Below are 20441 nucleotides of genomic sequence, written 5' to 3' on the forward strand. Positions count from 1 at the left end.
CTGTCGGAGCCGCACGGTGTCCGGTAGGGCACAATTCGCTGTCATCACAGGGGAGTTGTTCGCAGGGCAGGTGGCCGGATTCGTCGGGGCCGCCGGTCGTGAATGTCGCGGGGAAGGCGGACGTCGGACGTGGCGGTACAGGAAGCGAGACAGGGGCCGGACGCGAGCGCACACGAGGGCGGCTGCACCTGCGGGGACTGTCCGCACGGAGCACGCCAGGGGCACCGGCGCGCGGTGGCCGAGTTCCTGCTGAAGCGCGACGAGTTCGCCGCCGGGCAGGGCCTGCCGGCCGCCGTCGCCCACTCGGCCTCGGCCTCCCGCCAGTGGGTCTCGGAGGAGCTGACCCAGTCCGCGGAACTCGTCGCCGAACGAGGCCGCGCCGAGGGCGGGGCCTGGTTGGCCCGCCTCTGGCTCCGCACCGCGTGCACGGTATGGGCGGCGGTGGTCCTCCTGCTGTTGGTGCAGTCCCTCACCGCGATCGGCGCGGGCTGGACCACGGCCCGCACGGCCGGACTCCTCGCCGCGCTCGTCGTCGCCGGGGCGCTGACCGCCGCCTCCTGGCTCCACCGGGCGCGCGGCGGCGCGCTGGCTCCCGTCATCGGCGAGGACAACCGGCTGTCCACCTCCCGCGCGGTCGCCGCCGCCTGGGTGCTGCTGGTGGCGTACGCGGTGCTGGTCCTGGTGGGCCGGCTGGCCGCCGCCTCCGGTTCCGCCGAACGCGACGCGCTGATCTCCGGCCTCGACCTCGCCCACGGGGCCGGCGTGGTGACCGTCCTCGCCGTGGTCTGCGCGATCGCCGTGCTGGTGCGCCGGGTGGTCGGGTTGCGTGTCCTGGGCCAGCGGCTGCAGAAGGTCCGCGCGCACCGGCCCCGGGCCGCCGACCTGCTCACCGACGACGCGGGCCGCGGCACCTTCGCCGACATCCAGTACGTCGTGATCAGCGTCGTCGCCCTGGCCTTCGCCGCCGTACGCCTCGCCCGCCGCCCCGACCAGCTGCCCGACCTGCCCTGGGGGCTCGCCGTGGTGGTGCTGGTCTCGGCCGCCACCTACCTCGCCGGCAAGTACGCGGAGGGCGGCCGCCCCGTGATCCTCTCTGTCGTCCGCTCCCGCGAGGCCGGTGACCTGGATGCCCCGATCCGCACCGGCGACGACATCGAGATCCGCGGCGCCGGCTTCGTCCCGCCCGGCGCGCAGGCCGCCGACCGCCTCTCCCGGATGGTCGTCCGCATCGGCACGGTCCACGTCCATGTGCCCCTCGTCCCCGTCACGGGCGGCTTCAGCAACCCCACCGACGCGGTCCTGACCGTCCCGGTCCCGGCGGAGGTCGAGCCCGGCCGGGTGGAGGTGCAGGTGGTGACCGCTGCGGGCGTGGAGACGAACCGGTACGCGATCGACGTGACCGAGTAGGACGCGACGGAACAAGGAGAGCAACGGGAGCGAGGAGAGCAACGAGAGTAAAGAAAGTATGGACGGCAGGGACAGGGGGTTCGGGAGCCGCCGTCCGTTCCGGTCAACCATTGAACGCACCCCTCATTTCGTACGTATGGTCTTGCGTATGGTCTGTTGAGGGGTCCCACCACGGCGGGCGAGAGGCGGCTACGAGCGATGACTCACAGCATGCGGACGGACACGCACCCCCCTTACCTCGACGGCGGCCGCGACTGGCGGGACTCCGCCACCCGGTACGCCCTCCTCCCACTCCGCGTCTTCCTCGGCGTCACCTTCATCTACGCCGGACTCGACAAGCTCACCGACGGCGCCTTCCTCAAGGACAGCGGCGCCGGATCCATCGGCGACACCATGCGCGCCGTCCGTGACTCCTCGGCCATCCCGGCCCTCGTCGACCTGTCTCTGAAAAGCCCCACCGGCTTCGGCTACGCCATGGCCTTCGGTGAACTCGCCGTCGGGATCGGCACCCTCATCGGCCTCCTCACCCGCCTCGCCGCACTCGGCGGCGCCCTGATCTCCCTCAGCCTGTGGCTGACGGTGAGCTGGGCCTCGGACCCCTACTACTACGGCAACGACCTCGCCTACCTCATGGCCTGGCTCCCTCTCGTCCTCGCGGGCGCCCCCGTCCTCTCGCTCGATGCGGCGTGGCGCAATCGGAGGAGGCAGCGGGCGGGGGGCTTTTAGCCGACTCTTCTCCGGACTGCGGACTGCGGACTGCGGACTGTGCCTGCTCCGCCGAGGGCGCCGCGCGCCTGCCCAGTCGTAGGGGCGGCGTGCCTGTGGGGGCGGGCTGTGCCTGCCTCGGTCGTAGGAGGGCGGTGAGCCGGCGAGGGGAGCTCGGCGGCTCTGCCGGGCCGTGTCGGCATCAGGAGCGCCTGTTCCGACGGAGGCGTCACTCCGCCTCGTGACCGCCCGCGCCGGTCAGCGCGGGCGGCCCACTCCACCGACCCGGTCGGTCTGGCATGAGCGTCGGCCTCCGCCTCAGCTCGCCGTTTCCCCGCCCGCCTCGACGGGAGCCCCGCGGCGCGGTCCCCGGCGTCTGCGTATGGACTGGGTCAGCACTCCGGTCGCGCCCGCCAGGCAGAGGCCGCCCATCACCATCGGGATCACGGCGAACCACGGTGTCTCCCAGAGGCCGCCCGCGTCACCCGCGTAAACGATGCCGGCGAGGGTGAAGGCGGCGCCGGCCACCAGCCGGCCGGGACGGAACTCATGACGCAGCACGGGCCACCTCCGCCTGTCCCGCCCCGACCTGGAGGTCGAGGTCGATCGTCCCGGTGTCCTTGCCGCCCGAGACCGGCGACAGGGTCACCTCCTTGTGCTTGCCCGGCTCCACGTCCACGTCCTCCTGGTTCTCACCCGGCAACTGGATGTCGCCCAGGCCCACGTCGATGCTCATCTTCACGGTCACGTCCGGCGGCACGATCACCCGCAGCCGGCCGAGCCCCACCTCGGCGTTCGTACTCACCGTCTGGCCCTTGGCCAGGTCCAGCCGGGACAGGTCCAGGGTGCCGTCGCCGGTGCCGAGGTCGTAGACCTCCCGGACGTCGGCCACCGTCGCGGGCCGCCAGGTCGTGTCGATCCAGTACGTGGTGATGTCCCTGGGCAGGGTGGCCGAGCCGGCGAGCAGGCCCGCGGTGACGATCGCGAGGAACACCGAACCCGTGCCCGTCCGCCCCAGGAACGAGCTGACCGCGATGCCCAGGCCCAGCACGATGAGGGCGGTGGCCAGGCCGGCCTGGAGGCTGGTGCCCAGCGGGTGCTCGTCCCAGGTGAGCCGGGTGGCGAGACCGCCCGCGAGCAGCGCGAGCAGGAACAGCCAGCCGCCGATCCAGCGGGGGCCGCGCGCTCTGGGGGACCGGCCGTGCGGGGTGCGTATGTCCTCGCGGGCGCCCGTGTGCCCGGTGAGACGGACGTCGATGACCGAGGTGATGTCCGGAGTGCGGGTGTCCCGGGGACCCCACAGATAGCCGGTGCCGCCGTAGTGCGTGCCGTCCTTGACGATGGGGTCGCGCCACCAGGAGGGGTAGGCGGCCGGGACCGGCGGTGCCTGGGCCTCCGGCGGGGCGTCGGCGACGGCCTGAGCGGCGAGCGGGTCGGCGTCGGGGGCGTCCCGGTGCCGTGACCAGTACCCGGCGCCGGCCAGGAGGAAAGAGAGGACGACGGCGAAGGTAAGCACACCGCCGTTGTTCAGCATCGACAGGAGCACCCCGCAGCCGACCAGCGCGAACAGCACCGCCGCGAGGGCCTGTCCGTCGACGCGGCCGGTCAGCAGCTTGCGCACCTCGTTCTCGTCGTCGTCGGCGTACGGGACGAAGAGCCAGGCGAAGCCGTAGAAGATGAGGCCGATGCCGCCGGTAGCGGAGAGCACGGCGAGCGTGATCCGGAAGATCACCGGGTCCATGTCGCACTGCCGCCCGAGGCCCGCACACACGCCGGCGAGCATCTTGTGTCCGCGGTCGCGGCGGAACTTGTGCGGGGAGGTGTCGGACAGGCCGGAGCCAGCCGGATCGGAGCCGTCGGCCCTACCGCGGTCGTCGGTCAGACCGGGGTCCGCGGGCGAGGCGGGTGCCTCGGGCGCCCCGGGCGGCCGGGTCCCCGTCCCGGATCCAGCCCCGGTGTTGTTGCCCGTGCCCGTGCCCGTGCCCGTGCCCGCGCCCGTGCCCGTGCCGGTGTCGGCCGTCGCTGTCTCCTCGTTCACGTCTGCCTCTCCGGCCCTGCCCGGTTCTTCGGGCGCACCCCGTTCTTCGCGTGTGCGCGCCCGCTCGTGTGCGCCCGCCCGCTCGTGCGCGCGCGGATCCTCACCTGCGGCGCCGGGGGCGCCGGTGGACGGGGCGGCCGCGTCGGGCGCGGTGCCCCCGTCGGGCACGGCGTCCGCGGCGTGCTGGTGATCTGCCATGGGTCCATGGTGGCGGGCGAGCTGCCCCGGCGGCAGTCGGAATGACCCTGGCCGGACCCTGATATCGGCCCTGAGCCGGCGCCCGGGAGGCGTTCGACCTGCGCGGGCGTCGAAGATCAGGGGCGTCTCGGGGGCAAACCCTGATGCCCGGGCCCGGCCGCCGTGTGAACATCGATGGCATGCCGGAAGCCGCAGCAGCGCCACTCGTCGAACCGCGGCCGCCGCGCAAGCTCTACCGCAGCAGCGACGGACGCTGGCTGGGTGGTGTGGCGCGGGGGCTCGCCGGGCATCTCGGGCTGCCCGTGATCTGGGTGCGGCTCGTCTTCGTCGGCCTGTTCCTGGCGGACGGCCTCGGCGCCCTGCTCTACGCGGCCTTCTGGTTCTTCGTGCCGCTCGGGATCGGTGGCGTCGGCGACCATAAGCCCCCCTCCCTCGTCGCCACCGAGACCGCGCCCGACGGCCGCCGCAGACTCGTCGCCCGCAAACCGGACAAGGGCCAGATCGTCGCCCTGCTCCTCATGGTCGTCGTGGCCATGGTCTTCGTGGGCAACGTGAATCTGGGCACCGGCGCCAAGGCCTATCTCCTGCCCGCCGTCCTCGTCGGCGCGGGCGTCGCCCTCGTGTGGCGTCAGGCGGACAACGCCCGCCGGGCCCGCTGGGTCGAGGTGGGCCGCAAACGCCGTACGCTCACGCTGCTGCGCGCGGGCGGAGGTGTCCTCCTGGTCACCGCCGGCGTCTCCGGCATCTTCGTCCTGCAGGGCTCCGCCGCCCACCTCGGCTCGGTCCTTCAGGCGGCCCTCGCCGTCCTGGTCGGTATCACGCTGCTCGCCGGGCCGTATCTCGTGCGCATGACGCAGGACCTCTCCGAGGAGCGGCTGATGCGCATCCGGGCTCAGGAGCGCGCGGAGGTCGCCGCGCACGTCCACGACTCGGTGCTGCACACGCTCACCCTGATCCAGCGCAACGCGGAGAACGCGAACGAGGTGCGCCGCCTCGCCCGCGCCCAGGAGCGCGACCTGCGCACCTGGTTGTACAAGCCCGAGGGCACCGGCAAGGACGAGGCCGACGAACCGACCACGCTCGCCGACGCGGTCCGGCGCAACGCCGCGGAGGTGGAGGACAAGCACGGCGTCCCCCTCGAGGTCGTGGTCGTCGGCGACTGCCCGCTCGACGAACGGACAACAGCGCAGATGCAGGCCGCGCGCGAGGCGATGGTGAACGCCGCCAAGTACGGTGGCGAGGGCGGCGCCGTGCAGGTCTACGCCGAAGTCGAGGGAAGGACGGTCTTCGTGTCGGTCCGGGACCGCGGCCCCGGTTTCGACCTCGACTCGATACCCGCCGACCGCATGGGCGTCAGAGAATCGATCATCGGCCGCATGGAGCGCAACGGCGGCACCGCGCGACTGCGGGCGGTGCCGGGCGGTGGCACGGAGGTCGAGCTGGAGATGGAGAGGGCGGAGAAGACGTCATGAGCGAGCCGACCGAGACGAACGGAACGGCGGGAGCGGCCGAGCCGACCGAGCCGGCGAAGATCTTTGGCGGCGGCACGGGCGGACGCCATGTGCGCGTGGTCCTGGTCGACGACCACCGCATGTTCCGTACGGGCGTCCAGGCCGAGATCGGCCGGACCGAGGAGACCGGCGTCGAGGTCGTCGGCGAGGCGGCGGACGTCGACCAGGCGGTCACGGTGATCACCGCGACCCGACCCGAGGTCGTCCTGCTCGATGTGCACCTGCCGGGCGGCGGCGGGGTCGAAGTGCTGCGCCGCTGCGCCGCGTTGATGGCCGACGCCGAGCAGCCCGTGCGCTTCCTCGCCCTGTCCGTGTCGGACGCGGCGGAGGACGTGATCGGGGTGATCCGCGGCGGCGCCCGGGGCTACGTCACCAAGACGATCACCGGCACCGATCTGGTCGACTCCATCTTCCGTGTGCAGGAGGGTGACGCCGTCTTCTCGCCTCGCCTCGCCGGCTTTGTCCTCGACGCCTTCGCCTCCACCGACGCCCCGCCGGTCGACGAGGACCTCGACCGCCTCACCCAGCGCGAGCGCGAGGTCCTGCGCCTCATCGCCCGTGGCTACGCCTACAAGGAGATCGCCAAGCAGCTGTACATCTCCGTGAAGACGGTCGAGTCCCATGTCTCGGCGGTTCTGCGCAAGCTTCAGCTGTCCAACCGGCACGAGCTGACGCGGTGGGCGACGGCACGGCGGCTGGTGTGACATCGGGCGCGGGTCGCTGAGTGCCGTCTCGGTGAGCCGGGTGGAACGCAGGTCGCGGATGCCGGTCGCTCATCGGTGCCCCGCCGTCGGCGCCGGTCCCAACGCCCGCAGTGCCCACCGGTAGTGCCGTACCGCCTTCACCACGCCGATCAGGCCCGTCAGCCACAGGATCATGCCGATGCCCATGCCGAGGGCGACTTCGGCGTACGTCGAACGGCCGGGTCGTGCGCCGGCCACGGCCGCGAAGGACGCCCACAGGCCGATCGCGGCGACAGTGAGGGAGGACAGCAGCCAGAAGAGGCTGAGGCCGGGGGAGCGCAGCCGGGCGTCGGACAGGGGGTGGCTGTCCAAGGCGAGCCAGGCGTCGATGAGTTGCCGTATCTGGTGGTCGCGGCGGATGGCGAGGACGACGGCCACGACGGACGGGGCGAGCGCGGCGAGGCCGAGGAGCGCGAAGACCGGGCCGAGGAGAAACGCCGTCGGGTCCTTCTCCTCGAACTGCTGCACCGGCAGGACCAGCAGAGACCATCCGATGACCGCCGCGAGTGCCTGCAGCCACAGCAGGAGCACCCGGTGCACACCGAGGCTGCGCCGGTGCAGTTCGTCCAACGCCCGCTGCCGGTCGGCCAGCAGTGCCGACCGGTCCGGCCAGGTGCGGATGTGCGGCGGAGGTGGAGGAGGAGGGAGCGTGACGCGGGACATCGGGGCTCTTTCGGGCGGAAGGGGAGGAAGCGACGACGGACGACGGCGTGCCGTTGCCGCGCGCTGAACCTACCGTGTCGCATGTCCATGCCCTGGTTGCCCCGGCAGGGGTGTTCACACCACCCGGGTCGCCCCCGCGTACGGCATCTCGTCGAGTGGTGCCACGCGCACCGGGGCCGACGGGTTGGGGGCGTGGATCATCCTGCCGTCACCGATGTAGATCCCCACGTGGGTGATGCCGGAGTAGAAGAACACCAGGTCGCCCGGGCGGAGTTCGTCGCGGGAGACGCGTCGGCCGGCGTCGATCTGGGCGTATGTCGTGCGGGGAAGGGAGACGCCCGCGGAGCGGTATGCGGCCAGGACGAGGCCCGAGCAGTCGAAGGCGTTCGGGCCGGTCGCGCCCCACACATAGGGGCTGCCGAGTTTGGAGTAGGCGTAGGAAACGGCCGCCGCGGCACGGGAGTTGGGGGTGGCGGTCGCGGAGCCAGGAGCCTGGAGGGCGTCGCGGGCGCCCGTCGAGGCCCGCGAGGCGTGCGTGATGCCCGTCTCGCCGCCCGCTCTTCCCGCGAGCCGGGCTCGCTCCTGAGCCGTCAGTCGGGACAGCAGACGGCGGGCGGCGTCCAGCTTGCCGGTGATCGTCTTCTTGTGCCGCTTCAGTTCCGCCTGACGCGTCTGGAGGGAGGTCAGTTCGACGCGGGCGGCGCCGCGCAGTTGCTCGATCTCCCGCAGTTGTCTGCGGACGCGGGCGACGGCGGCGGACTGGCGGTCGCCGGCGCGTTCGGCGAAGGCGGCGCCGTCGAGGTACTGGTCGGGGTCGTCGGAGAGCGCCAACTGCATCGCGGGGTCGAGCCCACCGTTGCGGTACTGCGCCGCAGCCATCGAACCCAGCGCCTCCCGCGCCGAGTTGAGCCGTGCCTCCTTGCGTGCGGCCTCGTCGCGCAGGGCCTTCAGCCGCTTTTCGGCCGCCGTCGCCTTCTCCTGCGCGCCGTTGTACTTCTCGGTGGCGGCCTCCGCCTCCTGGTACAGCTTGTCCACCTTGGCCTTCACCTGCGCCGGCGTGGGCTTCGGCTCGGCGTGTCCGGTTCCGTCGAAGGCCGTCGTGCCCGCCGCGCCGGCGAGGGCGATCGTGGCCGCCGTGCGGACGGTGTGGCCGCCGAGCGAGCGCTGTCGGGGCTTGCGGTGCGCTGGCACGTGGGACTGCACGTCCTTTCGTCCGACCGCCTCGTCGGTACGGCCATCAGGCGGCCGGGCGGGGGCCCGGGCCCGCCGGGGAAGCGGACGGACGTACGGCCGCGGGGAGCGGCTGACGCGCCCGGCGGCGGCCCGCACAGGGGAGAGGGCCGCCGCCGGACTTTCTCGGCGGTGGTGCCCGACTGCCGCCCCTGGCCCGGGCGGCGGTGGGGAGCCGGTCACCTGGGGGAGGACGCTAGGCCCGTCCGTGTCGGGTCGGTAACGCGATGTGCGGAAGTGACGCGAGCGGGCTGACAGGTGACCGGATGTGGTCGTCGATCCGGTCCGGAGGCGTCGGCTTCGGGCGGCACGCTGACCGATGCGGCGGAAACCGGACATGCCGGAGCAGCAGAGTGCTATGGGGCGCATATATGCGACCGCCGTCACAGAAGGTGGGCCGGTGTCGGGTGGCCTCCGAGCGGCTGATTAGCATCCGGCTCCATGGGCGTACTCATCCATCTCTTCGTCGGCCTGCACATCATCGGCATCGCCGCGCTCCTGGGCGGCTTCCTCACGCAGATGAAGGCGATGGGCCAGGGCACGGCCCGCTTCGTCCCCGCCATGCTGCACGGCGCGGCGACGATGCTGGTCACCGGCGTGATCCTGGTGGGCCTCAACCAGGCGGACGACCAGGAGGTCAACAACATCAAGATCGGCGTGAAGCTGGCCCTGCTGATCGTGATCCTCGGCCTGGTCTACGTGAAGCGGGACGACGAGAAGGTGGAGAAGCCCCTGTTCGGGCTGGTCGGCCTGCTGACCGTGGCCAACATCTTCATCGCGGTCCTCTGGACCTGATGGACGCGCGGGTCGCCACGAGCGCTCCCGCGGCGACGGCCGACCATGCCGCCACGGCGACCCACAGCAGCGCCAGCCCGGGCCCTTCCAGCCACGGGACGCCGACGGCGGCGGCGACGGACAGCGTTCCCGCCGCCGTCATCCCCATCGCGAACACCGTCGCCCAGCGCCGCACGTCGTAGCGCGGCCGCGGCCACCGCACCTCGGCCACGAGCAGTACGGCGTACCAGCTCAGGTCGAGGATCAGCAGCGCCACGGTCATCGTGCGCAGGGCGCCGCTGTCGTCCTCGTTCCACAGGTACAGGCCGCCGTCGTCGGCCGTGAGGAGCCTCGACCCCGCCAGCGCCGAGATGGCGAGCGCGCCGCCCGCAACCCAGTGGTCCCCGGCGCCCCCGGCCACCTGCCGCAGGTCGAAACGGGGCAGCGCGAAGCCGTACAGCACCAGGCCGAGCCAGAACAGCACGAGCGCGGTGTGCGCGAGCCAGGCCGCTCCCTCGGCCCGGGCAAGGGTCGCCCCCAGCACGGCCAGCCCCTGTGTGGCCACACAACACAGGAACACCGCCCCGGACATGCGCCGTCGCCAATGTCGCACGACGTCCACCAGCAGCACGGGCCACAGCACCGCCGCAAGCGCCAGCAGCGCCCCGGCGAGCTGCTGCCGGCCGAGCGCGGAGATCCGCGTGCCGAGCACAGTGGTCGCCGCGACGGCCGTGAGCGCCTCCGGCGTACCCGCCACGGTCCACCACCGCTCGCGCTCTCCCAGCAGCCGTACGACGAAGTCAGCCGCCAGCGCCACCCAGGCGGCGGCCGTCAGCGCCAGCGCGATGCGGGACAAAACCTCGTACCCCGCCAGATGCAGGCCGACCGACACGATGCCGCTCGCCAGGACAGCGGCCCCGGCCGCCGGCGTACGCCGCGCCCACCAGGTGCGAAAGGGGGAAGAGCCGGGCATACGGCCGATGCTAAGGAGCCCGGGACGGCTTGCGCGGGGGCACGCGCGCGGGGGTGAGGAAATACGCGCGGGCGCAGGACAGTGAAGAGGGCGTGGGGTGAGTGGTGTCAGCGGGGGCGGGGTGGAGTGCGCCGGTGCGGGCAGGAGCTGCAGGCGCCGGTGGTGCACTGCGGGGGCGGGCGCCGGGCGCGGGTGAGGGGCGCGTGGAGGGGGTGAGGGTGAGGGGCGCGTGGAGGGGGCGCGCGCCGCGCGCGGCAGCCCCTGCCGCACCGGAGCCACCCCGCCCACGCGCGCGCGTGCCCCTCCACCGACACGGCGCGACGACCGCCCGGCGCCGGCCGACCCTCAGGCCGGGCGCACCACGCTGTGGATCGACGACTCGCCGTCGTAGTACACCGACTCCTCGCGCACGTACGCGCCCGGCTTCGGGGCGTGGATCATCATGCCGTTGCCGATGTAGATGCCGACGTGGGTGACGTCGTCGTAGAAGAAGATCAGGTCGCCCGGGAGAGCGTCGGCGAGGGAGACGGTGGTGCCGGCGTTCACCTGGTCGTAGGTGGTGCGCGGGAGGGTGACGCCGGCGGCCTTCCAGGCGGCCTGGGTGAGGCCGGAGCAGTCGTAGGACTCGGGGCCGGTGGCGCCCCAGACGTACGGCTTGCCGATCTGCGCGCGGGCGAAGGCCAGCGCCTTCTCCGCCTTCGTGGTGTACGAGGTGTCCGTGGCGGGGGTGGACGAGGAGGGCGACGACGAGGACGTGTCCGCGCTCGAAGAGGTGCTGCTCTCCTGCTGCGCGGCCGCCGCCTGCGCAGCCTCCGCCGCCTGCTGCTGCTTCGCCAGTTCCGCCGCCTTGCGGGCGGCCTCCTGCTGCTTCTCCTTCTCGATGGCGGCGAGCCGCGCCTTCTCCTCCGCCGTCAGCTGCGACAGCAGCGTGCGTGCGGCGCTGAGCTTCTTCTGGACGGTGGCCTTGGCGGTCTTCAGGTCGTTCTGCGAGTCGGTGAGCGTCTCGAGGCTCTGCGTGGCCTCCTGGCGCTTCTTCATCGTCTCCGACTGCTCGGTGAAGTAGTCGTCGACCGCGCCCTTCTGGCGGTCCGTCAGACGCCCCATCAGCTGGGTCTGGTCGAAGTAGTCCTGCGGGGAGTCCGCGAGCAGGAAGGTCGCCGTGTCGGGCGCGGAGGCTCCGGTGCGGTACTGGGCGGCGGCGAAGGAACCCAGCTGCTCCCGTGCTTCGTTGAGCTTCTGGGCGCGCTGCGCGACGTTGTCGAGGAGGGCGTCGACGCGCTTGCGCTGCTTGGTCGTCTTCTCCTTGGCGGCGTTGTACTGCTCGGTCGCTGTCTCCGCCTGGCGATAGAGGTCGTCGACCTTCTTCTCGACCTCCTCCAGACTCGGCTTGTCGTCGGCGGAGGGCGCGGCGTTGGCCGTCTGGGAGAGCAGGGCCATCGAGGTGAGGGCGGCGGTGGCCAGGGCGGGCGTGCGTATGCCTGCTACGCGCGTACCCGAGGGGCGTGGCTTGCGGTGCTGCGACGCCAAGGGAGGCGACTCCTTCCATGTTCCGCCTACCGGGTTAGCTGTCGGGTTCGGGCGGGTGGTTCGGAAGGGTTGCCCTACGGCCTCGTCCCCGAAGGGGAGTCGGGCCGATTCACCCCAAGGTCTCGGTGGGTCCCCGGCTCCGGCTGCCGCGAGGGGGCGCGCCGGACTCGGCGGAGGCCGCGCGGCCCGGCGAGGTTCGCCGGTGGGGGTCGTACGGCCTGCCCGGCACGGTAGCCAACTGGTGTGGCCTCTGTGAAGGTTGATGGGTGATATGCCCGATACATTTTCGTGACCTTCGGTCAGGGCTTTGCGTACCGTTGCCGATCCGCAGCGATCTACGGCGATTTATGCGCGTTCGCCTGTGTGACGCCCTCTGCCCTCTTTCGGGGCTGTCGACTGGATCGTCCCCGACCATGACAAGCGCGACGCCGTGCAGGCCTCCCGTGCCCTCGGCCTCCACGGCGCGGTCCAGGTCCCGGCCCGGTCGGTCACGGCGCGCGACGGGCCGGTTCTGCACGGTGAGCGGACTCCGGGCGCCCGGCTCCGGAAGATCACCGGGTTCTGATCGGCCACTGAATCCGGGATGTTCTCGGGACGGCGGCGGGTTGTCAGTGAGGGCCCCTAGACTCGGAGAGCGATGAGCAGCCTCTTTGACGACAGCTTCCTGGCGGACCTCCAGGCCCCGCGTGGCCACGAGGAGGAACCTCCGCCGCCGCCCGAGGACGATCACGCTCCGGAGTCGCTTCCGGACGATCTGTTCGGCGGGAAGTTCGACGTGCCTCCGGACCGGGACGCCTACTACCGCGACGGCGCCCCGCGCCCGGCGATCGACCCGGCGGCGCTCCTGGAGGGGCTGAACGACAACCAGCGCGCCGCCGTCGTCCACTCCGGCGCCCCCCTGCTCATCGTCGCCGGCGCCGGCTCCGGCAAGACGCGCGTGCTCACCCACCGCATCGCCCACCTCCTCGCCGAGCGCCATGTCCACCCCGGCCAGATCCTCGCGATCACCTTCACCAACAAGGCCGCGGGCGAGATGAAGGAGCGCGTCGAGCAGCTCGTCGGCCCGCGCGCGAACGCGATGTGGGTGATGACCTTCCACAGCGCGTGCGTGCGCATCCTCCGGCGCGAGAGCAAGAAGCTCGGTTTCACGTCGTCGTTCTCGATCTACGACGCCGCCGACAGCAAGCGCCTCATGGCCCTGGTCTGCCGGGACCTGGACCTCGACCCCAAGCGCTTCCCGCCGAAGTCCTTCAGCGCCAAGATCAGCAACCTCAAGAACGAGCTGATCGACGAGGAGGACTTCGCCGCCCAGGCCGCCGACGGCTTCGAGAAGACCCTCGCCCAGGCCTACGCCCTGTACCAGTCGCGCCTGCGCGAGGCGAACGCCCTCGACTTCGACGACCTGATCATGACGACGGTCAACCTGCTGCGCGCGTTCCCCGACGTCGCCGAGCACTACCGCCGCCGCTTCCGGCACGTCCTGGTCGACGAGTACCAGGACACCAACCACGCCCAGTACGCCCTCGTCCGCGAGCTCGTCGGCACCTCCGAGCACCCCGTCGACGTACCGCCCGGCGAGGACGACGTCCCGCCGGCCGAGCTGTGCGTCGTGGGTGACGCCGACCAGTCGATCTACGCCTTCCGCGGCGCGACGATCCGCAACATCCTCCAGTTCGAGGAGGACTACCCGGACGCGACGACGATCCTGCTGGAGCAGAACTACCGCTCCACGCAGACGATCCTGTCCGCCGCCAACGCGGTCATCGAGCGCAACGAGTCCCGCCGCCCGAAGAACCTGTGGACCAACGCGGGCGCGGGCGCGCGCATCACCGGCTATGTCGCCGACACCGAGCACGACGAGGCGCAGTTCGTCGCCGACGAGATAGACCGCCTGACGGACGCGGGCGAGGCGAAGGCGGGCGACGTCGCCGTCTTCTACCGCACCAACGCCCAGTCCCGTGTCTTCGAAGAGGTCTTCATCCGCGTCGGCCTGCCCTACAAGGTCGTCGGCGGCGTCCGCTTCTACGAGCGCAAGGAGGTCCGGGACGTCCTGGCCTACCTGCGCGTCCTCGCCAACCCGGAGGACTCGGTCCCGCTGCGCCGCATCCTCAACGTGCCCAAGCGGGGCATCGGCGAGCGCGCCGAGGCGATGATCGACGCGCTCTCCCAGCGCGAGAAGATCAGCTTCCCGCAGGCCCTGAAGCGCGTGGACGAGGCGTACGGCATGGCGGCGCGGTCGACCAACGCCGTGAAGCGGTTCAACACGCTGATGGAGGAGCTGCGCACGATCGTCGAGTCGGGCGCCGGACCGGCGACGGTCCTGGAGGCGGTGCTCGAACGCACCGGTTACCTCGCCGAGCTGCAGGCCTCGACCGACCCGCAGGACGAGACCCGTATCGAGAACCTCCAGGAACTCGCCGCCGTGGCCCTGGAGTTCGAGCAGGAGTCGGGTGCGGGCGAGGCGTCCGGCTCGCTCTCCGACTTCCTGGAGCGGGTCGCGCTCGTCGCCGACTCCGACCAGATCCCCGACGAGGAGGAGGACGGCTCGGGCGTCATCACGCTCATGACCCTCCACACCGCCAAGGGCCTCGAGTTCCCGGTCGTGTTCCTGACCGGCATGGAGGACGGCGTCTTCCCGCACATGCGCGCCCTCGGCCAGACCAAGGAGCTGGAGGAGGAGCGCCGCCTGGCCTACGTCGGCATCACGCGCGCGCGGGAGCGGCTCTATCTGACGCGGTCCGCGATGCGCAGCGCGTGGGGGCAGCCGTCGTACAACCCGCCCTCGCGATTCCTGGAGGAGATCCCGGCGACGCATGTCGACTGGAAGCGGACGGGGGCGACCTCGCCCGTGTCCTCCGGTCCGGCGTCCGGGGTGGCGGCCTCGCTGTCCTCGTCCCGCTCGCGCTCCTCGGCGTCGGGTGCGTCCGGCTTCGCCACGCGGCGGACCTCGGAGAAGCCGGTCGTCTCGCTGGCCGTCGGCGACCGCGTCACACACGACCAGTTCGGGCTCGGCACGGTCGTCGCGGTGAAGGGCACGGGCGCCAACGCCGAGGCGACGATCGACTTCGGCGACACCAAGCCGAAGCGGCTGCTGCTGCGGTACGCGCCGGTGGAGAAGCTGTAGCACTCGGACGCCGAGGGCTCATGAAGAGCTCATGAGGTGCGGCCCGTGAAGTGAGCCCCCGCTCAACAGCGGGGGCTCGCGAGGGGATCGGGATCTACGTCGGGTCGAGACCGTGGCTGCGCAGCCACGACAGCGGGTCGATCGACGAGTTTCCGCCGGGCCGGACCTCGAAGTGCAGGTGCGGGCCGGTCGAGTTGCCGGAGTTCCCGGAGTACGCGATCGGCTCGCCGGCCTTCACCGTCGTACCGGAGGCGACGCGGTAGCTGGACAGGTGGCAGTACCAGGTCTCCGTGCCGTCCTTCGCCGTCACGATCATCATGTTGCCGTAGGCGCTGTTCCACTGCGTGCGGACGGTGCCGTCGGTCGCGGCCATGACCGTGGTTCCGTAGGAGACCGGGAAGTCGATGCCGGTGTGCGTGGACATCCAGTTGATGCCGGCCTGGCCGTAGTAGGCGCTGAGTCCGTGCGCGGCGACCGGCAGGGCGTACTTGGGGCGCAGTCGCTCCTTGCGGGCCGCCTCCGCCAGCGCCTTCTTCCTCTCGGCTTCCTGCTGCGCCTTGAGGTCGATACGTTCCTGCGTACGGCTGGCCCGGTCGGCGAAGTCGTCGGCCTCGGCGGTGAGGGTCTGGAGCTGGGCGTCCAGCTTGTTGTTGGCGGTGGACGGTTTCACCGCCTGCGCGTCCGAGGCGGTGGCCGAGGTGTCCTTGTCGTCGCCGGTCAGGGTGCCGACAGAGGCGGCGGCGATGCCGGCGACGCCCATGACGCAGGCCGAGGGCACGGCCACCGTCAGCAGCGCGGAGCGCCTCGCGGGCACGCGGCGCCGGGAGCGGTTCGCGTTGCGGGCGGCCACGCGCGAGGTGGGGGCCGGGGCGGCTTCCTCCTGGTCGTCGAGGAGGGGGAGCGGGGAGTCGGCGGCCGACTCACCGGTGGCGGCCGACTCGTCCTCGTCCGCGGAGTGTTCCTCGTACCCGCCGGGCTCGTCGTAGGCGGCCTGGTCGAACGTGGCCTGGTCGAAGACGACTTGCTCGAAGGTGGTGGTGGCCTGCTGGTCGAAGGGCAGCTCGGTCTGCTGCTGCGCGTACTCGTCCGAGCCGGGCGTGGCGGCGTCGCCGCCGTCGGAGTTCCACTGTGTGGCGTCGTAGGCCCCGGTGTCGAAGGCCTGCGTACCCCATTCCCACTGCTGCGTCTGGTCGGCGGCACCGCCGGACTGGTCGGGCTGCAGCCAGGCGCTCGCGTCCCACTGCCCGCTGGTGTCCATCACCGTGTTCTGGTGCGGAATGGCCGACAGTTGCTGGTGCTCCGCGGCCCAGGCGGTGGCGTCGTACGCGCCCGTGTCATAGGTGGCGTGGTGCTGGGCCGCGTACGGGTCGTAGTTCAGGGTCTGATGACCGTCCGTGGACCACTGCCCGGTGCCGTACGCACCCGTCGACGTGCCGTCGCCGGGGAGGTCGCCGAAGAGGGGGTCGGCCGTGAAGTGGTCGGTGGTGTGTGTGCCGGTGTCGTAGGCCGGGTACGTGGTGGAGTCGCCGTACGGGGCTTCCTGGGAGCCGTACGACGCGTAGTGCGCCGGTTCGGCGTCGGAAGCCGAGGTCGGGGTGGTCAGAGTCCCCGACGGGTGACGGTCGTTCACCAACTTCTCTCTCGCCTCGACAACAGGGGCTGCCAGAGCAGTGCGGTGACTGTACCCGGCGGTACGCGGGCACGACAATCTTCCGCAGGTTTCGTGCCCGCGGGAAAGGGGCATTCGGCCCTGTTTCGGGGGAGGGCGGGCGCGGGTTTTGGCCCTATGTTCGAAGAGTGTTCGATGGTGGAGGGCTGTCGAGGCGTTGTCGGGCCACTGTGGAGGCGCTGCGAGGACCGCTGTGCGGGCGGCGCACGTGGGGTCCGGTCGGGTCTCAGGCCACCGTCAGGTCGTCGGTGTGCGCGGCGGTACCCGCCCACTCGGCGTCGAGGGCCTGCCTTATACCGGTCGCGACGGTCGGGTGCACGGGCAGGGCGAGGTGGCCGATCCCGCTCACCTGCACGCTCTGTGCCATCAGGTCGGGGTGGTCGAGGCGGGCGGTCTCCAGCGGGTTCATCAGGTGGTCGAGGTCGCTCCAGAAGCTGACGAAGTGCGTACGGCAACCGGGTGCGGGCTGGGACAGCTCCTCGATGACCTCCGAGTCGGGGCGCATCTGGCGCACGATGGGGTGCGCGTTCGCCAGGGGGGCCACCCGGGTGCCCGCGTGCGGGGTGCCGAGCGTGACCAGCGTCCGTACGCGGGCGTCACCGCCCAGCCGCTGTACGTAGTACCGGGCGATCAGGCCGCCGAGGCTGTGCCCGACGACGTCGACCTGGGTGCTGCCGGTGCGCTCGCAGATCTCCTCGATGTGCCGGCCCAGCAGTTCGGCCGCGACGCGGATGTCGCAGATCAGCGGGGAGTAGTTGAGTGACTCCACTCGATGCCGGCCGTGCTGGGAGAGGCTGCGGCGCAGCAGGACGAAGACGGAACGGTTGTCGATGAAGCCGTGCAGCAGGACAACGGGGGGTGGGGCCTGCGTGGGCAGCTGCGCCGGGTCCTCGGTGCCGTCCGCGGCGGGGAGCGCGGGAACGGCCGGGCCGCGGCGCTCCTGGGCGATGCCGGAGGGATACAGGAGCAGGTGCCACGCGAGGATCGCGATGTCCAGGGCCGTCGCCTTCAGGAGGTTCACGGAGAGCCCGGCCAGCTTGGTTGGCAGCAGACGCTGACAGAACGGGAAGAAAGGCTGCAACATCCGCGTGACCTGCATGGCCGACCTCCTGTCGGCACGCCGGGGACGCCTCTGTCCCCCGTGTGCCCTCGTGGAAGTCGCGGCTGAGGAGGCCGGCTGCCTGTGCCGATGCGCCGCACCACCACGGCGCGCGGCCTGCGACGCGGCGGTGCGGCGACCTCGTTGCGGCTCCCGTTTGCGCGAGCTCCCCCCGAGTACCCCCTGTGGGGAGAAGGAACCGCGCGTGGTGAATGTGTCCCACTGTGTGATTTCCCCCTCGGTCCGCGCCGTAAAACTGCCGGTTGCGGGATGCTGGCGATAACGTTCGTTCACTTCCCCCGGCCGGTGTGGTGGTACCTCTCGGTACGCAGGGAATCGGTACGGATGGATGTAATCGCTTCATGGAGGCAGTGATGGGTGTGGCAGCCGGTCCGATCCGCGTGGTGGTGGCCAAGCCGGGGCTCGACGGCCACGATCGTGGGGCCAAGGTGATCGCGCGGGCGCTGCGCGACGCCGGCATGGAGGTCATCTACACGGGGCTTCACCAGACCCCCGAGCAGATCGTCGACACCGCGATCCAGGAGGACGCCGACGCGATCGGTCTGTCCATCCTCTCCGGGGCGCACAACACGCTCTTCGCCGCCGTGATCGAGCTCCTCAAGGAGCGGGACGCGGCGGACATCCTCGTCTTCGGCGGGGGGATCATCCCCGAGGCGGACATTCCGCCGCTGAAGGAGAAGGGGGTCGCGGAGATCTTCACCCCGGGGGCGACGACGGCTTCGATCGTGGAGTGGGTCCGGGCGAACGTACGGCAGCCTGCGGAGGCTTGAGCCGCGGGGCGTTGTGCGGGTGGTCTGGGGTGACCGGCCCCGGGGGCTCTGCCCCCAGACCCCCGTGCGGCCCTGAACGGGCCTCGTCCTCAAACGCCGGACGGGCTGGATCGCCCTGATCGGCGCTTGCAGGCAGCGGGATCTCCACCCACTGCTCCGAAGCCTGGTCCAGAAACGCGGTCCAGGGATGCCGGTCCGGAAAGACCGGTCTACGAAGCCCCCAGCTCCTCACTCATCACCGCCCGCAACCGCAGCGTCGTGCCCAGTCGCTGGAATGCCTCCGCCCAGTAGCCGCCGGCTCCGGGGGACGCGTCCTCCGGTTCGTCCGGTATCGCCAGCAGGGCGTCGAGGCGGCCTGCCTCGGCGGGGTCGAGGCAGCGTTCGGCCAGACCCATCACTCCGCTGAAGCTCCACGGGTAACTTCCCGCGTCCCGCGCGATGTTGAGCGCGTCGACCACGGACCGGCCGAGCGGCGGGGCCCACGGCACCGCGCACACCCCGAGCAGCTGGAACGCCTCCGACAGACCGTGGGCCGCGATGAACCCGGCCACCCACTCGGCCCGTTCGCCCGCCGGCAGCGTGCCGAGCAGCTTGGCCCGCTCGGCGAGGGAGACCGCGCCCGGGCCGCCCGCCTCGGGTGCCGACGGCACCCCGAGCAGCGCCCGCGACCAGTCGGCGTCCCGCTGCCGTACGGCGGCCCGGCACCAGGCCGCGTGCAGTTCGCTCAGCCAGTCGTCGGCCACCGGCAACGCGACGATCTCCTGCGGTGTACGGCCGCCCAGGCGCGCCTGCCAGCTTGCGAGCGGGGCCGCCTCCACCAACTGGCCGAACCACCACGACCGTTCGCCTCGACCGGACGGTGCCTTGGGCACCACGCCGTCGCGCTCCATGGCCGCGTCGCACTCGTGCGGCGCCTCCACGACGAGCGTCGGCGTGTCCTGTGTGTGGTCGACGGCCACGCACGCGCCGGCCCGCACCGCCATCCGCGCGGCGAGCGCCGAGCCGGGCAGCGCCGACAGCAACTCCGCCGCGGTGGCCCGGACGTTGCGGCTGCGGTCGGCCAGGGCCTGTTCCAGGAGCGGCTCGTCGCGGGGGCCGAGGCCGGTGCGTAGCGAGTCGAGGAACATCAGCCGGTCCTCGGCGCGCTCCGTCGGCCAAGTCGTCGCGAGCAGCTCGCGGGCGGCGTCAGGATCGCGGGACCGTACCGCCGCGAGCAGGGCGACCCGCTCGGCGAACAGACCCTCCTGCCAGAGCTGGTTGATCCGGTCGGTCTCCTCCGGGCCGGGCAGCACCGCGCCTCCGCCCGGGGTCGCGCGCAGGGCGAAACGCCAGTCCGGGTTGAGCCTGGCCAGCCACAGGGCGCGCGGGCCGGCGAACTCCAGCGCCGCCGGGCGCAGGTCCGTCCGTCCCCGGGCCGCGTCGAGCAGCGCGGGCAGGGCCTCGGCGGGCGCGGCGAAACCGCGGGAGTTCGCCGCCGCCAGCCACTGCGGCAGCAACTCCATGAGGTCCGGTGCGGTGCCCCTGCGGCCGCTTCCCCCGGAGCCGGGGCGGTCGGCCAGCAGCAGCCCGAGCCTGCGGACCGCGGCGGCGGGCAGAGCCGGGCGCGGGTCCTCGGGCGCCGGTTCCGGCCGGGGCGCCGCCCGCCCCGGGCGCAGACCGGCCCGACGCCGTACGGTCTCGGCGGCCGCCGCGTCCAGGAGGGCCGCCGGTGCGGTCCGGCCCGGGGGCGCTCCCGGGGGCGTACGCCGGTCCGTGCCGAGGAGGGCCGCGGTGACCAGGTCCTCCCAGGCGGGCGGCGGGGCGGCGGGGGGCGGGGTGCCGGTCATGAGGTTCCCTTCCGTCCCGTGGGGGCGTCTTCCGTCGGATGTGCCGGGGTGGGTGAGATGACGGCTCGGGCGGGCGCACGGGTGGGCGGGCAGGGCGCCGTCGCGGCCGTCGGCCGTGGGGCCGGTTGGACCGGTCGGGTTTCGTGTCGGGCGATCCGTGGGG

Annotated in this window: 16 protein-coding genes and 1 riboswitch; of the genes, 7 read left to right on the forward strand and 9 right to left on the reverse strand. The window is 72.1% G+C overall.

Features of this window, described 5'->3' with window-relative positions:
- Positions 1 to 129: 129 nt before the first annotated feature.
- The gene (locus IE263_RS07300; protein WP_189933490.1) at positions 130 to 1407 is read left to right on the forward strand and encodes a hypothetical protein; all 1278 of its coding nucleotides are present in this window, start codon (positions 130 to 132) and stop codon (positions 1405 to 1407) included.
- Between the two features lie 198 nt (positions 1408 to 1605).
- Entirely contained in the window at positions 1606 to 2133 is a 528-nt protein-coding gene (locus tag IE263_RS07305; protein ID WP_189933492.1) for a DoxX family protein, read from the forward strand.
- A gap of 297 nt (positions 2134 to 2430) precedes the next feature.
- Here the strand turns inward: IE263_RS07305 and IE263_RS07310 are convergent, their stop codons facing one another.
- Both IE263_RS07310 and IE263_RS07315 read right to left on the reverse strand, forming a co-directional pair.
- Positions 2431 to 2673, reverse strand: coding sequence for a hypothetical protein (locus IE263_RS07310; protein WP_189933494.1), 243 nt, complete (start codon positions 2671 to 2673; stop codon positions 2431 to 2433).
- Positions 2660 to 4348, reverse strand: a complete 1689-nt coding sequence (locus IE263_RS07315) for a PspC domain-containing protein (RefSeq protein WP_229910833.1) — start codon at positions 4346 to 4348, stop codon at positions 2660 to 2662. The genes IE263_RS07310 and IE263_RS07315 overlap by 14 nt, the downstream gene beginning before the upstream one ends.
- Before the next feature lie 179 nt (positions 4349 to 4527).
- Here IE263_RS07315 and IE263_RS07320 point away from each other — a divergent pair, with 179 nt between their 5' ends.
- Together IE263_RS07320 and IE263_RS07325 are read left to right on the forward strand one after the other, a co-directional pair.
- Entirely contained in the window at positions 4528 to 5820 is a 1293-nt protein-coding gene (locus IE263_RS07320; protein WP_189933496.1) for an ATP-binding protein, read from the forward strand.
- Complete coding sequence (locus IE263_RS07325) at positions 5817 to 6563, forward strand: LuxR C-terminal-related transcriptional regulator (protein WP_189933498.1); 747 nt, start codon at positions 5817 to 5819, stop codon at positions 6561 to 6563. The genes IE263_RS07320 and IE263_RS07325 overlap by 4 nt, the downstream gene beginning before the upstream one ends.
- Before the next feature lie 69 nt (positions 6564 to 6632).
- On the opposite strand, the gene IE263_RS07330 is transcribed toward IE263_RS07325, so the two are convergent.
- Together IE263_RS07330 and IE263_RS07335 are read right to left on the reverse strand one after the other, a co-directional pair.
- A complete protein-coding gene (locus IE263_RS07330) occupies positions 6633 to 7265 on the reverse strand; it encodes a hypothetical protein (protein WP_189933500.1) in 633 nt (210 codons plus the stop codon).
- A 114-nt stretch (positions 7266 to 7379) separates the two neighbouring features.
- Positions 7380 to 8456, reverse strand: coding sequence for a C40 family peptidase (locus IE263_RS07335; RefSeq protein WP_189933502.1), 1077 nt, complete (start codon positions 8454 to 8456; stop codon positions 7380 to 7382).
- A gap of 480 nt (positions 8457 to 8936) precedes the next feature.
- On the opposite strand from IE263_RS07335, the gene IE263_RS07340 reads away from it, so the two are divergent.
- The gene (locus IE263_RS07340) at positions 8937 to 9290 is read left to right on the forward strand and encodes a hypothetical protein (RefSeq protein WP_189933504.1); all 354 of its coding nucleotides are present in this window, start codon (positions 8937 to 8939) and stop codon (positions 9288 to 9290) included.
- Here IE263_RS07340 and IE263_RS07345 read toward each other — a convergent pair.
- Positions 9268 to 10242: a tellurite resistance/C4-dicarboxylate transporter family protein gene (locus IE263_RS07345; RefSeq protein ID WP_189933506.1), complete on the reverse strand. Its 975-nt coding sequence runs from the start codon at positions 10240 to 10242 to the stop codon at positions 9268 to 9270. The two genes, IE263_RS07340 and IE263_RS07345, sit on opposite strands and share 23 nt — an antisense overlap.
- A 345-nt stretch (positions 10243 to 10587) precedes the next feature.
- The gene (locus IE263_RS07350) at positions 10588 to 11769 is read right to left on the reverse strand and encodes a C40 family peptidase (protein WP_189933509.1); all 1182 of its coding nucleotides are present in this window, start codon (positions 11767 to 11769) and stop codon (positions 10588 to 10590) included.
- 8 nt (positions 11770 to 11777) lie between these two features.
- A riboswitch (cyclic di-AMP (ydaO/yuaA leader) is annotated at positions 11778 to 11938 on the reverse strand.
- Between the two features lie 468 nt (positions 11939 to 12406).
- On the opposite strand from IE263_RS07350, the gene pcrA reads away from it, so the two are divergent.
- A complete protein-coding gene (gene pcrA / locus IE263_RS07355) occupies positions 12407 to 14893 on the forward strand; it encodes a DNA helicase PcrA (protein ID WP_189933511.1) in 2487 nt (828 codons plus the stop codon).
- 94 nt (positions 14894 to 14987) lie between these two features.
- Here pcrA and IE263_RS07360 read toward each other — a convergent pair whose 3' ends face one another.
- Together IE263_RS07360 and IE263_RS07365 are read right to left on the reverse strand one after the other, a co-directional pair.
- Positions 14988 to 16523: a M23 family metallopeptidase gene (locus IE263_RS07360; protein ID WP_229910834.1), complete on the reverse strand. Its 1536-nt coding sequence runs from the start codon at positions 16521 to 16523 to the stop codon at positions 14988 to 14990.
- Between the two features lie 265 nt (positions 16524 to 16788).
- Positions 16789 to 17661: an esterase/lipase family protein gene (locus IE263_RS07365; protein WP_189933515.1), complete on the reverse strand. Its 873-nt coding sequence runs from the start codon at positions 17659 to 17661 to the stop codon at positions 16789 to 16791.
- Between the two features lie 374 nt (positions 17662 to 18035).
- Here IE263_RS07365 and icmB point away from each other — a divergent pair, with 374 nt between their 5' ends.
- Positions 18036 to 18452, forward strand: a complete 417-nt coding sequence (icmB, locus tag IE263_RS07370; RefSeq protein ID WP_189933517.1) for a coenzyme B12-dependent isobutyryl CoA mutase small subunit — start codon at positions 18036 to 18038, stop codon at positions 18450 to 18452.
- Between the two features lie 209 nt (positions 18453 to 18661).
- On the opposite strand, the gene IE263_RS07375 is transcribed toward icmB, so the two are convergent.
- Positions 18662 to 20278 carry a DUF5691 domain-containing protein gene (locus IE263_RS07375; protein ID WP_189933519.1) on the reverse strand — a complete coding sequence of 539 codons (1617 nt, stop codon included), beginning with the start codon at positions 20276 to 20278 and terminating at the stop codon, positions 18662 to 18664.
- Positions 20279 to 20441 lie beyond the last annotated feature (163 nt).

Origin of the sequence: Streptomyces aurantiogriseus (assembly GCF_014649375.1) — a bacterium.
Classification (GTDB): domain Bacteria; phylum Actinomycetota; class Actinomycetes; order Streptomycetales; family Streptomycetaceae; genus Streptomyces; species Streptomyces aurantiogriseus.